This is a genomic window from Fibrobacter sp. UWT3 (assembly GCF_900230125.1).
Lineage (GTDB): Bacteria > Fibrobacterota > Fibrobacteria > Fibrobacterales > Fibrobacteraceae > Fibrobacter.
In genome coordinates, this window is the sequence record NZ_OCSS01000001.1 from 1,025,640 (window position 1) to 1,039,343 (window position 13,704).

Annotated in this window: 9 protein-coding genes; 7 read left to right on the plus strand and 2 right to left on the minus strand. The window is 53.9% G+C overall.

Features of this window, described 5'->3' with window-relative positions:
• Positions 1-48: 48 nt before the first annotated feature.
• A complete protein-coding gene (locus tag CRO08_RS04345) occupies positions 49-1,245 on the plus strand; it encodes an FISUMP domain-containing protein (protein ID WP_141398231.1) in 1,197 nt (398 codons plus the stop codon).
• Positions 1,246-1,424: 179 nt separating this feature from the next.
• Here the strand turns inward: CRO08_RS04345 and CRO08_RS04350 are convergent, their stop codons facing one another.
• Positions 1,425-2,255 (minus strand): hypothetical protein, encoded by an 831-nt coding sequence (locus CRO08_RS04350; RefSeq protein WP_097035196.1) that lies wholly within the window; start codon positions 2,253-2,255, stop codon positions 1,425-1,427.
• 688 nt (positions 2,256-2,943) lie between these two features.
• On the opposite strand from CRO08_RS04350, the gene rpsO reads away from it, so the two are divergent.
• The 3 genes from rpsO to CRO08_RS04370 all read left to right on the plus strand — a co-directional run bounded on the left by rpsO (position 2,944) and on the right by CRO08_RS04370 (position 7,499).
• The gene (gene rpsO, locus CRO08_RS04360; RefSeq protein WP_072810239.1) at positions 2,944-3,216 is read left to right on the plus strand and encodes a 30S ribosomal protein S15; all 273 of its coding nucleotides are present in this window, start codon (positions 2,944-2,946) and stop codon (positions 3,214-3,216) included.
• Between the two features lie 21 nt (positions 3,217-3,237).
• A complete protein-coding gene (pnp, locus tag CRO08_RS04365; protein WP_097035198.1) occupies positions 3,238-5,514 on the plus strand; it encodes a polyribonucleotide nucleotidyltransferase in 2,277 nt (758 codons plus the stop codon).
• Between the two features lie 62 nt (positions 5,515-5,576).
• Positions 5,577-7,499, plus strand: a complete 1,923-nt coding sequence (locus tag CRO08_RS04370; RefSeq protein ID WP_097035199.1) for an FISUMP domain-containing protein — start codon at positions 5,577-5,579, stop codon at positions 7,497-7,499.
• Between the two features lie 34 nt (positions 7,500-7,533).
• On the opposite strand, the gene CRO08_RS04375 is transcribed toward CRO08_RS04370, so the two are convergent.
• The gene (locus CRO08_RS04375; protein ID WP_097035200.1) at positions 7,534-8,304 is read right to left on the minus strand and encodes a glycosyltransferase; all 771 of its coding nucleotides are present in this window, start codon (positions 8,302-8,304) and stop codon (positions 7,534-7,536) included.
• 115 nt (positions 8,305-8,419) lie between these two features.
• Between CRO08_RS04375 and CRO08_RS04380 the strand changes: the two genes are divergently transcribed.
• Genes CRO08_RS04380 through ispG form a run of 3 tightly spaced genes read left to right on the plus strand, consistent with a single transcriptional unit; the run spans position 8,420 to position 13,617 of the window.
• Entirely contained in the window at positions 8,420-10,114 is a 1,695-nt protein-coding gene (locus tag CRO08_RS04380; protein ID WP_097035201.1) for an HD domain-containing phosphohydrolase, read from the plus strand.
• A gap of 3 nt (positions 10,115-10,117) precedes the next feature.
• On the plus strand, positions 10,118-11,839 hold the full coding sequence (locus CRO08_RS04385; RefSeq protein WP_097035202.1) for an HD domain-containing phosphohydrolase: 1,722 nt from the start codon (positions 10,118-10,120) through the stop codon (positions 11,837-11,839).
• A 41-nt stretch (positions 11,840-11,880) separates the two neighbouring features.
• Positions 11,881-13,617, plus strand: a complete 1,737-nt coding sequence (gene ispG / locus CRO08_RS04390) for a (E)-4-hydroxy-3-methylbut-2-enyl-diphosphate synthase (RefSeq protein WP_097035203.1) — start codon at positions 11,881-11,883, stop codon at positions 13,615-13,617.
• Positions 13,618-13,704 lie beyond the last annotated feature (87 nt).

Below are 13,704 nucleotides of genomic sequence, written 5' to 3' on the forward strand. Positions count from 1 at the left end.
GAAGGAAAATTTGCTAAATATACAACATAACGTAGGAGGATTTTCTGTATGAAGCGTTTTTTGCTGGGATTGGGTCTAGCATTTTTTGCCGCCTGTGATGATGAGAGCAGTTTTGCCCCGCGCGACGACGAGTCGTCCAGCAGTATCGAAGACGTCACACCGCAGTCGAGCGAAGACGAGACAAGTGTGTCCAGTAGCTCTGCCAAGTCTTCTTCTTCAGTCAACGCGAAGTCGAGCTCTAGTGCGAAGTCCAGCAGCAGTGTGAAGTCTTCCTCGAGCGTCGCGTCTAGCAGTTCCGCGCAGTCGTCATCCTCTAGCGTCACACCGCAGTCGAGCAGTAGTGCGAAGTCATCCTCTAGCGTCACACCGAAGTCGAGCAGCAGCGAGACAAGTGTGTCCAGTAGCAGCGCAAAATCTTCCAGCAGCTCTGCGAAATCCAGCAGCAGTGTGAAGTCTTCCTCTAGCGTCACTCCGCAATCGAGCAGTAGTGTGAACTCCTCCTCCAGCGTCACTCCGCAGTCGAGTTCAAGTGTTCCCAGTAGCAGCGGCTATGTCCCGTATGACCATAAGGCTGATTTGGGTGATGCTATTCGTATCAAAAGCAGCGATTATAAGACCTTTGTTGATGAACGCAATGGTCGTAGCTACTACTACATTACGATAAACGGGAAAAACAAAAAAGGCGAGGCCGCTTCTGTGACCGTAATGGCAGAAAACCTCAATATCGGCAAGATGGTTGGTATTACAAAAGATCAGGCAAACGATACGTTAATCGAGCGTTACTGCTACGATAGGGATACCACAAATTGCGACCGCTACGGAGCCCTCTACCAGTGGGCCGAGATGATGCAGCTGCCGAGCCGCTGCAATACCGAAAGCTGCGCCGATTTAATCCAGCCGAACCACCAGGGAATTTGTCCGGATGGCTGGCGGCTTCTGACTCAGGACGATTTTTACATTGTGCTTCATGCGGACAACAATAAACACGGAATTCAAGACGCTCGAGCTATATCATTTGGTGGCTTTAATTACAGCGGCTATTCCCTTGTCGGTGCCGGGTATGTGCTGAATCGTAAACTCCAAAATATAGGGGAAGCCGCTGGCTGGTTTTATACTGAAGAAGGAGTGGATGCTCCTGCTGAAGGGGCCTTTGTTTCGTCGACAGCAAAAACTGGAGAAATTTTCAGTACCTATGAGATGGCTAAAACAAATGGTCTCTCAGTCCGTTGCGTGAAGGTTGAATAATCAAAAATTTTGACACAAGGCACAGCGCACTTTCAAGTGCGCTGTACTTTGTATATCCCAAATGGAATTTTCTTCAAATTCCACACAAAAAGTTTTAACTAAAAAGGCGAAAATCATGTCCAAGAACGTGCTCGGAAATGCGCGTTCGCACGTGGCCCCTTCCGGACAATCAATCGGTTTCACCGCAGGTATTCTTCCGCCAACTTCTGGATGGCCTTTACGTTCAGCGGTTTTTCGGTCGTCTCGCGCGAGATAATCAGGCGCTTTCCCGGGAAAAACCCGTTTCTTTCGTAGATGTCCAGCTTGTCCATTGCCTTGCGGACGTAGTCGCTGTCGTCCATCATGCCGAAATGCTCCCACAGGATTTCCTCGCGGGTGCGCAGGTTGAGGCACGTGAAGTCGGGGAAGAACGTCGCGCTTTTTTCGTGCGGCAATTTCAGTTTCAGCGGGAATTCGTAGCGGTACGGGATGCCCATGCGCAGGAGGGTGTCTGCGATGATGACCTCGGACTTGGAGCGGACGCGCTCGCCGCGGGCGGTCGCATATTCGGGGCGGTCTTCTGCGATGGACTTGCCCTTGAAGGGGACGGCGAGCCAGCGCTTTGCATATTCGCTGTCGGCAAGTCGCGCGGGTGTCACGAACTGCCGGCGGCAATCGGGCAAATCCGCGTACGCGTCGTCGGGCGCTTGCGGGTGGTATTCGTCGATGAAGTTGTTGACGAGTTCCAGTTGCCGCTCCAACAGGGGAAGCAGCGTGGTGTCGTATTCCTTCTGCGCGAGCCTTGCCGCAAGGGCTTCTTCGCCGCGGGGAATATACTGGCCGTTCGCCTTCTTGGGGTCGGTTATGTGGTAGTACCGAGGCTTGTTCCCGCGGATTGTTGTGCGGAGTCGCCCCGGCGGGGCTTTTGCCACGCGCGAGCGCAGGCGGGTGATTGTGTCGAAGATTTTTTCGGATTGCGCCTGCATGCGTTGTTGCAGGTCATCGGGATGGATGAGCTCCAGGTTGTTCATGTGGACATAGGGTTAACCATATAAGAAAAGGCGTGCATTCGCATCGCGACACAACGAGGGCTGAGCCTCATTGCTTGGAAAATACAAAATAGTTGCGGCGAAAAGCAACTTCTGAGGCGTTTTTCGAAAAATAAAGGCGAAAAGTGCAAATTTCTTGCGTGATTCGGCGTGCGAGTGAAGAAAAATTGCGAAATTGGGGATTAAATGTGCTGAAAAACCGCTGCTCAATCCCCAAAAATTTAGTTTGTATGTGCTGTCGGGGGCGAAAATGCAGGGGAGGTGGGGATTGAAACTCGAAAAATTGCCGATTTAATCCCCACTTGGGGCGAATTTAGACCTCAAAAGCCCTGGATTGGCTGAAATCTTGTTAGTTTGTTCTAAAAATTGGGGATTGAAGTGGCTAAAAACGCCCCGTTTAATCCCCAATTTGCTGAAATTCGCCCCCAATTTGCCGAAATTCGCCTGCAAGTCGCCGCACCCGCGTTTTCAGCGGCCCTATTCACCCTTTTGGAGCGGTTCCCGCTTCTAAAACCCCATTGCCAGCCAGCCAAATTACTATATTTCCCCCCAAATTGCATTTTTGACTGGGTCCTGTGACCAGATTCGCCAATTCCACTGGTGCAAGAGCAGGGAAACTCGGACAAAAACTTGTAATGAAACAACAATCAAAAAAAAAGGAATGGCTATAATGGCTACTATCACTAAGGAAAAAGCTGCAGAACTCACCGCCAAGTTTGGTGCAAACGAAAAGGACACCGGTAACGTCCGCGTCCAGATCGCAATCCTCACGGAAAAGATCAAGAATCTGACGGAACACATCAAGAGCCACAAGAAGGACTTCCACTCCCTCCGTGGTCTGTCTGCCATGGTTGCCAAGCGCCGCAACCTCCTCAAGTACTACGGTGAGCAGGATATTCTCGCTCAGCGTGCTCTCATCAAGGAACTCGGTCTCCGCGGCTAATCTGCGGACTGGAGATAATCTATGTCTATTGACGCATACCATCAAAAATACGGCAAGATGCTCGACCCGAAGGAAGTGTCGGTTACGCTCCCTGACGGCCGCGTCATCACGTTCGAAACGGGCCGTATTGCCAAGCAGGCACGCGGTGCCGCAGTCGCCAAGATGGGCGACGCGTTCGTGCTCTCTACTGTCTGCTACGGCGAAGAGAAGGAAGGCGATTTCTTCCCGCTCACCGTCGAATACCGCGAAAAGGCCTACGCTGCTGGTCGCCTCCCGGGCGGCTACAACAAGCGCGAGGCCGGACGCCCCTCTGACGAGGAAACTCTTTCTGCCCGTATCATCGACCGCCCGATTCGCCCGATGTTCCCCGAGAACTTCACGCGCGAAGTCCAGGTGATTGTGCAGGTTCTTTCTGCTGACCGCAAGTTTGCACCGGATGTGCTCGGCGTGTCTGCAGCATCCCTCTCCATCGGTCTTTCTGAACTGCCCTTCGAACAGCAGGTTGCCGCCGTGCGCGTGGCCGTGGTCGATGGTCAGAACATCGTGATGCCCACCTACGAACAGATGGCCTGCGCCGATCTGGACCTGGTGGTCGCCGGTACCGAAGATTCCGTCTGCATGGTGGAAGGCGGTGCCTACGAAGTGTCCGAAGACACGATGATCAACGCAATTCTCGCCGGTCACGAAGCCATCAAGGCCATGTGCAAGGCCCAACAGGAACTGGTGGACCGCTGCGCTAAGCCGAAGATGGAACTCAAGCCGCAGCACGTTGGCGAAGCCCACGAAAAGCTCCTCGCCACGGTGAAGGAAGTCGTGTGGGACGAACTGAACAAGGACGTCCACTCCAACATGGTGAAGACCGACTTCTATCCGGCTATGGCAGACCTCTGCGCGAAGATGCTCGAAGACGAACGCATTCTCGCCATCATCGGCAAGGACGAAGAACAGGATCCTGCTCTCGTCGCCGATGCAAAGGCAATCTTTAGCGACTACGAACGCACTGCCATGCGCGAAATGATCCTGAACGAAGACGTGCGCCTTGACGGCCGTACTACGACCGAAGTCCGCCCGATCGAAATCGAACTCGGCGTTCTCCCGAGCGCTCACGGTTCTGCGATCTTCCAGCGTGGCGAAACCCAGGGTCTCGTGGTCTGCACGCTCGGCTCCAAGGCCGACGAACAGCGCTACGAAAGCCTGCAGGGCGAAGGCTCCAAGAGCTACATGCTGCATTATAACTTCCCGCCGTACTGCGTGGGTGAATGCAAGCGCCTCGGCATGAGCCGCCGCGAAATCGGTCACGGCCACCTCGCCGAACGCTCTCTCGCTGCCGTTCTTCCGCTGCCGGAAGACTTCCCGTACACCATCCGCGTGGTTTCCGAAATTCAGGAATCCAACGGTTCTTCTTCCATGGCCTCTGTTTGCGGTGGCTGCCTCAGCTTGATGGACGCTGGCGTTCCTATCAAGGCTCCGGTCGCAGGTGTCGCCATGGGCCTCATCTCCGAAAAGGGTTCCGTGAAGGAAGGCGGCAAGATCAAGATCTTGACCGACATCACCGGTACGGAAGACCACCTCGGCGATATGGACTTCAAGGTGACGGGTACTGCCGAAGGTATCACTGCCTTCCAGATGGATATCAAGATCCGCGGCATTACGCCGGAACTCATGCGCGAAGCTCTGGAACAGGCTCGTCAGGGCCGTCTGCACATCCTCGGCAAGATGGCTGAACTCGGCCTCGCCGCTCCGCGTCCGAAGGTTTCCGAGAAGGCTCCGACCATGATCAAGATGCGCATCCCGACCAACAAGATCCGCGACGTCATCGGTTCCGGTGGCTCCGTGATCAAGGGCATGCAGTCTCAGACGGGTTGCACGATCAACATCGACGACGATGGCAACATCGACATTGCCGCCCCGAGTGGCAAGGCCGCTGCAGTCTGCCGCCGCATGATCGAAGAACTCACTGCCGAACCCGAACCGGGCCGCAAGTACAAGGGCAAGGTGAAGACGATCCAGCCGTTTGGCGCATTCGTCGAAATCCTCCCGGGTCGCGACGGCCTCGTGCACATCTCCGAACTTGCCGACCACCGTGTCGAGAAGGTCGAAGACGTCGTTCACGTTGGTGACGAAGTCGAAGTGCTCTGCCTCGGTGTCGACCCGAAGGGCAAGGTGAAGCTTTCCATGAAGGCGCTCCTCCCTCCGAAGGCTGCCCCGGCTGATGCTTCGACAGGCTCAGCAACCGCTCCGGCCGCTGAAGCTGCTCCTGAAGCACCTGCTGCTCCGGAAGCACCGGCTGAAGGCTAATCAAGACAAATTTGCAGAAACGGTCGCGTGATGAACGCGGCCGTTTTTTTATATTGGATTGCATGAAGGTTTTGAAAATATTTATCCCATTTTTGTTCCTTGTCGTTTTGACCTCTTGTGGTGACGACGAATCTTTCACCCCGGTATCCAGAGATGGTGACGATGGTCAGGTTGCTGAAGATAGCCTGTCGCAAGAGGATCCGTATCGCGATGGGAATTCCGATACCCGTAGTTCTTCTTCGAACGGGCCGTCCTCTGTGGATGGCGTCTCGTCATCTTCGGGCGCGCAGTCTTCGTCGTCTGGACCGAATTCTTCTTCTGACGCGAATTCCTCGGCTGTAAGTTCTTCCGGCATGAACTCCTCGTCGTCTGCGGTGTCGTCTTCGAGCGGAAAAGTTTCATCGTCGTCTGCCGATACCGGAAGAAAACTTGTAATAAAGACTTATATGGAGGTAACCATTAATTTTACTAATGCTTCTGTCCAAAGTCTTGATGCAACTTTGCACCCTCAAAGTGATACCAAGTATTCTGGCGCACTTGACTCGCTTGCCATCGTCGTTAAGAATCTTCCTTTGGATTTGAACTATGCTAAAATAACGCTAGAAAAAACAGGATTTAGCCAAAGCATTTATGCCAATCTTGCCGGTGTGGATACGTTATACGTTTATCCGGTTTCAGTGACTATTTCAAGAAGAATCGAAGCTTTAATCAACACGACAAATACCTCTTTTGACCAGGCGAAAATTCAGGCGGAAAACGAAGTACAACGCCCTATACTCGGCGACGTGAGATTCCATAATCTTGAAAAAATCAATTTGGAGGCGGACAAAAGCGATAGTGCGCTGTGGGCAAAATCCTTTGTTAATCTGATGTATTATGCCCCTTCCTGTGTGTATGGTTTCGGTCAATACACTAACACGGGAGAAATAACGGTAGACCCTCTTGGTGTCGCCGGTATTATTGATAAAGAGATTCAGAATAGTGTAAACTATTGCCCAAGAGGAGAGCGCCGTATTTACTGTGATTCGGCCGTTTATAAAAGGTTGTACCCTGTATGTGATTCCTTGAGCGGACGCGAGAAATGCACTGCGGCAAACGAAGGGGTAATCGATACGATTGACTTTGGTTGTGCTGGAACAGGAGCGGTTAAATGTGATAACCTTGAATGGAGGCATCTGAATACCTATGAGGTTGATACCTACGAGTGGGAACGCCCTTGTACTACTCCGGGATACAAGTTGGGAAACCAGGGCTTTGATATGTATTTCTGCAATAAGAAGGGAGAATGGATCAACACTCAGGGCTGGAGCTGGGATATCGACAAGGACTACGTGCTGAGTCCGAAACACGAATACGGCACTGTGACAGACCCGCGAGACGGGAAGGTTTATAAGACGATTGCAGCCGAAGGTATGGTCTGGATGGCGCAGAATCTAGATTTCCGGGGATATGTCGATAATAGCCTGGAAGATTCCAGCTTGGTCGAAAACATGAAGGACAAGTATGCCTGTTACAAGGATAGCGCCGAATACTGCGATGTTTGCGGGACGCTCTACGATATTCACGCCATCATGAATATCAACGGAGGTATCGACATGAGTAATCCCTACATTATTCGAGAGTATATTCAACGGAATCACCAGGGAATTTGCCCCGAAGGTTGGCATGTCCCGACACAAGCGGAAATAAAACATTTCTTGAGCACTAGCCGTCCGGAGTATATCGCATCGCGCTTCGGTTGGGAGTCCGACCTCTTTACTGGAAGGTTCGCTGATCAGTATGGCTTGTCGGTGATGCCCTGTGGTTATAAGGAAAAAGGCGCTTTTGACGGGGTTGGCTACAAGACGTATATCGCTGCGCTCGATAGCCCTGATGTGAATATAAATTTAATCTTATTTAACGAAACAGTCGAAATGTATCTCGATGTTGATGCGTACCTTCATGAAGGCGCGCTCGTGTCTGTCAGGTGCGTCAAGAATAGATAGAGGGTCTTAGGGAGGGCGTCGCCCTCCCTAGTCGCTATTTAGAGAATAGGTGCTTGAACGCGGCGCCGATTCCCTGGGCCTTCATGTCGGACCAGAAGGTGGTCGGGACGGCGAGCAGTTCTGCGATGGGGCGCGGGAACTTCTTGAAGATGTACTGCCTGCGCTTCATGCCGATGCGGATGTTCTCGGGGCGCCAGTTGCTCCCGAAGTGGTGGATGCTCACCGTCTCGTCGGCGGTATTGATTGCCCCGTCCAAGAAGCGCTTGGGCGAGAAGTACCATTCGGGCAGAATATCCAGCCCGTTGAACTTGTCACAGGCGTTCGCGAGAATCTGCGGGAGCACGAGCTGTTCCACCTTCTCCTCGCTGTATTCGTAATGCCTTTCGGTGTAGTACTTGAGCGCCTCGCCGATGATGGGCGAGCCTTTCTCTGCACCCAGGAACGAGGGCTCGATTCGCTTGGAACCGTTCTCGTATCCGAGAATGTACTTGCGGTCGAGCAGGTGGTTCGGCGACATCAGAAGTTGCACGTCGGAATCCAGGTAGATTCCGCCTTCGGTGTAGAGCGCGTACAGGCGAACCGCATCCGCGGCAAAAGCCCAGTTGCCCTGCTCCATGGCTTCAAGAATCCAGGGAATGCCTGTCGCCTTGGCCTTCTGGTAATCCCAAAAAATGCAGTTGTAGTCGCCCAGGTATTTTTCCCACGATTCCATACAACGTTGAACCTTTTCCGGAAAAGGTTCGTTCGAAAGCCAGCAATAATGAAATATCTTCGGGATCATACGATTTGCTCCGTCTATACCCATATTTTAACATTTTTTTTGACCGAGCGTAGCCCCTATTTTGCGATTTTGTGTGAAAAAATGCACGTAAATGTGTAAAAGTGGCCTTTTTTGTTATATTTTTCTAACAAGGTAAGTAATGGGACAGCATTTATTGACATTGGCGTTTGTCTTATCGATAGTGAATTTCGCTGTCTTTTTGGAACTTTTCCGCAAACAGAAGAACAATTACATGTTCTTTACGTTTGTCGCCATCGTCGTCAGCTGTTTCGGTCACTGGCTCCTGGGGTTCTCGGAATCGGTTGACGGAGCCATCCTTTCGAACAAGATAAACTACCTCGGCTCGGCGTTCTTGCCGATGCTCATGTTCTTTACGCTTGCGGAAGTCTGCCGCCTGCGGATTCTCCCCGTGTTGCGCATTCTCCTGATTGTGTTCAGCTGCTTTGTGCTGTTTCTCTCGTTCACGGTGGGCTATAGCGACATCTACTACAAGACCGTCGAGTTCGTGGTGCAGAGCGGGGCGGGCAACTACGTGGCGACCTACGGCTGGGGTCACGACGTATTCAACGTGATGATTATCCTGTACGCCGTACTCGATATCGGGGTCATTGTGCACGCCTGCATGATGCGCCGGTTTGTCTCGCTCAAGAACATATTTGCGATGTTCATGCTGGAACTTGTCACCGTGTCGTCGTTTTTCATTTCGAGGCACATGGAAAACGACATGCTCTGCATGCCCTTCGTGTATCTCGCGGACCAGGTGTTCTTGCTCTACATAAGCCTGAACGTGAAATGGTACGATATTGCGCGTAGCGTGATGCAGTCGCTCGAAAAGGACAACGGGAACGCATTTGTTTCGTTTACCTCCACGGGTGAATATCTCGGCTGCAACGAAATCGCGCTCAAGTTCTTCCCGAAACTTGCGCAGTGCCGCGTGGACCTGCCTATCCCGAGCGGGCACGAGATGGGGGATCTTTTCAAGCCGCTGCTCGAGCAGGCGGTAAACACCAGGTTGCGGCATGCCCTCAAGTTCTGGTATGCCAACCGTCATTTCAGGTGTACCGCCCGCATTATTCCGGTATGGAACGTAATGCAGATTTGCCTGTTCCGCATCGAGGACGACACGAAGGTGCAGATGTACGTGGACATGCTGGGCAAGGACCACAACCAGCTGGTGAAGGTCGTGGAGCAGAACGCGCAGGCGGTGAGCGCCATCCAGGAACAGATGATTGTAGGCATGGCGAATATGGTCGAAAGCCGCGACGGCAATACGGGAGGCCATATCAAGCGCACGAGCCAGGTGATTCGCATTTTGGCTTCCGAGATGCGGAAGGACATGGCTTATTCCCAGACGGATTCCTTCTACGACGCGCTTATTTCGGCGGCCCCGATGCACGACCTCGGGAAAATCGCCATCGACGACGAAATCCTGCGGAAGCCGGGGCGCTTTACCGACAGCGAATTTGCGCAAATGAAGACGCATGCCGAGAAGGGAGCGGTGATTGTCGAGAACCTGCTTTCGGGTATCGAAGACCCGTTCTTTGTGCAACTTTCGAAGAACGTGGCGAATTTCCATCACGAACGTTTTGACGGGACAGGCTACCCGCTTGGTCTGAAGGGCGACGCGATTCCGGTGGAAGCCCGCATCATGGCGGTCGCCGATGTTTACGACGCGCTGGTGAGCAGCCGCTGCTACAAGGACAGCATGTCGTACGACAAGGCGGGGGAGATTATCCTTGCGGGGATGGGGACCCAGTTTGACCCGACTCTCCAGAAGTATTTCATGGATTGCGAGGCCAAGCTTCGTGAATACTACAGGACGGTGGAGCACTAGCGTATGGAAAACATGGTGATTTCTTACTTGGTGCTGATGTGCGTGGTCTCGTTCCTGAACCTGTTCGCGCTGGTACTCCTGTACCGCAAGCAGCTGAATTTCTATTTCGCGTCCATATTTGCGTCCGTGCTGGTGGCGAACGTCGGCTACCTCACCGGGGCGCTTGCCGAATCGGAAGAAACGGTCATTATCGCGACGAAGGCGTGTTACCTGGGTTCGGTGTTCTTGCCGATGTTCGAGTATTTTGTGATTCTGCGCATTTGCAAGTTCAACTTCCCTGACTGGGCGAAACTCCTGCTGGGGGCGCTTTCGGTTACTGTGCTCCTGCTTTCGTGTACCATAGGGCATAGCGATATCTACTACAAGTCGGTCACGTACACGCACATGTACGGTGTGGCGTACTGCGCCTGCGAATACGGCCCCCTGCATTTCCTCTGGAATGTTGTGCTGGTGGGCTATACGCTTGCAAATATCGTGACAATCGCCTACGCGGCCCGCACCCGCATAAACGTGAGTTACAAGAACCTGATTGCGGTTGCCCTCATGACGCTCATTTCCATCATCTCGTTCCTTATTTCGCGCGAGATCGGGAGCGATACGATGGTGGTGCCGCTCGTGTACGTGATAGACGAGTTCATCTTGTTCTTCGTGTGCCTGCGCGTAAGGATGGGCGATATCTCGGATGCCATGCTGGAATCGCTGGAGGCGGAAAACCAGAACGCCTTTGTGGCCTTCTCGGACAAGGGAATCTACCTCGGGTGCAACGACATTGCGTACAAGTTCTTCCCGGAACTTGGTGAATTCCGCGTGGATAGGGCGATGCCCAAAGACCTTGAAATCTCCAAGCATTTTGGCTCGCTGATGGAATCGTTCGTGAGGAAGGATTCCCCGAGCGACAGCTACTTCGCGTACGGGAGACGCAACTATAGGGTGTGCGTGCGCAAGGTCGCCCGCAACAAGATTTCGCATATCGTGCTGTTCCGCATCGAAGATGAAACCAGGCTGCAGCGCTATATCAAGAAGCTCGATACGCACAATACGAAGCTCAAGGACGTTATCAAGGATAACGACAGGCATATTCACGCCATCCAGGAGCAGATGATTGTGGGCATGGCGAAGATGGTCGAAAGCCGCGACAGCAATACGGGCGGGCACATCATGCGCTCGAGTGCAGTCGCAGGAATCCTGGCCGAAGAGCTCAGGAAGGATTCCGGTTTTGGGCGCACGAAGGAATATTACGATGCGCTGATTGCGGCGGCGCCGATGCACGACCTCGGGAAGATTGCGATTGACGACAAGATCCTGCGCAAGCCCGGCAGCTTTACGCCCGAAGAATTCGAGGTGATGAAGACGCATGCCGAGAAGGGGGCCGCCATCGTGGAGAACCTGCTTGCCGAAATCGAGGAACCCTTCTTTGTGGAGATTGCGAAGAACGTGGCGTGCTTCCATCACGAGCGTTTTGACGGGAGCGGTTACCCGTACGGGCTTTTTGGCGCGAACATCCCGTTCGAGGCGCGCGTAATGGCGATTGCGGACGTTTACGACGCGTTGGTGAGTAAGCGCTGCTACAAGGAGCAGATGTCGTTCGAGGAGGCGTACAACCTGATCATGGATTCCATGGGGACGCATTTTGACCCGAGGCTCAAGGCAAGTTTTGTCGCATGCCGCGAAAAACTCGAGAACTATTACAGGAATAGCCCCGGTTGGGAGTCCAACGAAAAGTAAAAATAGCCTGCTTTGGCTTTTAATTTGCTATCTTTGGCAGCATGACAAAGTTTAGCGAATTCCCGTATGTTGCCGACCGCTTCAACGCCGTCCGCAGGGAAACTGTACAAGTCCGCGTTGGCGAGGCTTTGATAGGGGGCAACGCCCCCATTTTAGTTCAGTCCATGACCACCACCAAGCCGAAGGACGTCGAGAAGACGGTGGCCGAGACGCTTGCGCTCGCCAAGGTGGGCTGTGGCCTGGTTCGCATTACCGCCCCGACGTTTGCAGATGCTGCCGCTCTCGAAGAAGTGATGAAGCAGGTGCGCGCCGCCGGTTGCACGGTGCCGGTTTCTGCCGACATCCACTTCCAGCCGAAGGCCGCGTTCGAGGCGCTCAAGTGGGTCGAGAAGGTCCGCATCAATCCGGGTAACTTCGTGGATACGGGCATTTTGACGCTCGACCAGCAGACGGACAAGTCGTTTGACGAGGGCAAGGAAAAGGTTGCAGAAGCCTTCACGCCTTTTGTGCAAGAGGCCAAGCGCCTGGGACGCGCCATCCGCATCGGCGTGAACCACGGCTCGCTCTCTGCCCGCATGATTTACCGCTATGGCGACACGGTGGAAGGCATGGTGGAAAGTGCCATGGAATACCTGGCCGTGTGCGAAGCCGAACATTTTGACCAGGTCGTTTTAAGTTTGAAGAGCAGCAACCCGCGCGTGGCGATTGCCGCCTACCGCATGCTCGCCGCCCGCATCAAGCAGGAAGGCTTCAAGCCGTATCCGTTCCACGTGGGCGTGACGGAAGCGGGCGCGGGTGCCGACGGACGACTCAAGTCGGCCGCGGGCATCGGCGCACTCCTGCTCGATGGCCTGGCAGATACGATACGCGTTTCTTTGACCGAAGATCCGGTGGCCGAAGTCCCGGTGGCGCAGGAACTCATCAAGGCCTGCGCTTTGCCTGCTGCGCCGACGGCATACAACGTGCCGGTTCTCGAGAAGGACCCGTACCATTACGAACGCAGGGCGACGACGCCCGTCGCCGTTTCCGGCGTGGAAATCGGTGGCAACAGCCCGGTGAAGGTTGGCGTGAAGGCCGATGCGATTGCACTTACAGGCGAACGCCGCAACGCGGAATTTGCCTTGCCGAGCCTTTCTGATAAGCCGGTCGTGGAATTCAAGGACGCGATGGACATCGCGGGGTTCGCCGCGAATCCGGCAAGCGTGCCCGCAGGTTCCGTGTTCTGCTATACCGGAGCCGAGATGGTCTCCGGTGTGCGCGCCCTTGCTGCCGCATTGGATGCCGCAGGTCGCCAAGACCCGATTCTGCTTTACGCCAAGATTAATGACAACGAAACCGAGACCCTTCGCGTGTCCGCCGACATCGGAAGCCTCGTGACGGACGGTCTTGGCGACGCCGTCGTGATTGACGGCTACAAGGGCGCCAAGGAAAGCGTGCTCCTTGCATTCGACATTCTGCAGGCCGCCTACTGCCGCCGCAGCAAGACGAACTTTATCAGCTGCCCGAGTTGCGGCCGTACCCTCTACGACATTCAGCAGGTTATGGGCAAGATCAAGGCCCGCTTCGGTCACCTCTCGGATATTTCCATCGGCATCATGGGCTGCATCGTGAACGGCCCGGGCGAGATGGCGGACGCCGACTTCGGCTACGTGGGCGGTGGCCCCGGCCGCATTACCTTGTTTGAAGGCAAGACGGCTGTGAAGAAGAACATCCCCGAAGAGGACGCCATCGAGGAACTCGTGAATTTGATTAAGGAAAGAGGCAGATGGCATGAATAGACGAAAGAACGGACCTTCGGTCCTACAGACTAAAGACGAAAGGGTGCTTTTTTTCCAAAGCGATTTTTCTTTCGTCTATCGTCTTTC

Excerpts from the sequence above, each read along its gene's own strand:
- CRO08_RS04345 (WP_141398231.1), top strand. The coding sequence starts at position 49 with ATGAAGCGTTTTTTGCTGGGATTGGGTCTAGCATTTTTTGCCGCCTGT.
- CRO08_RS04350 (WP_097035196.1), bottom strand. The coding sequence starts at position 2,255 with ATGAACAACCTGGAGCTCATCCATCCCGATGACCTGCAACAACGCATG.
- rpsO (WP_072810239.1), top strand. The coding sequence starts at position 2,944 with ATGGCTACTATCACTAAGGAAAAAGCTGCAGAACTCACCGCCAAGTTT.
- pnp (WP_097035198.1), top strand. The coding sequence starts at position 3,238 with ATGTCTATTGACGCATACCATCAAAAATACGGCAAGATGCTCGACCCG.
- CRO08_RS04370 (WP_097035199.1), top strand. The coding sequence starts at position 5,577 with ATGAAGGTTTTGAAAATATTTATCCCATTTTTGTTCCTTGTCGTTTTG.
- CRO08_RS04375 (WP_097035200.1), bottom strand. The coding sequence starts at position 8,304 with ATGGGTATAGACGGAGCAAATCGTATGATCCCGAAGATATTTCATTAT.
- CRO08_RS04380 (WP_097035201.1), top strand. The coding sequence starts at position 8,420 with ATGGGACAGCATTTATTGACATTGGCGTTTGTCTTATCGATAGTGAAT.
- CRO08_RS04385 (WP_097035202.1), top strand. The coding sequence starts at position 10,118 with ATGGAAAACATGGTGATTTCTTACTTGGTGCTGATGTGCGTGGTCTCG.
- ispG (WP_097035203.1), top strand. The coding sequence starts at position 11,881 with ATGACAAAGTTTAGCGAATTCCCGTATGTTGCCGACCGCTTCAACGCC.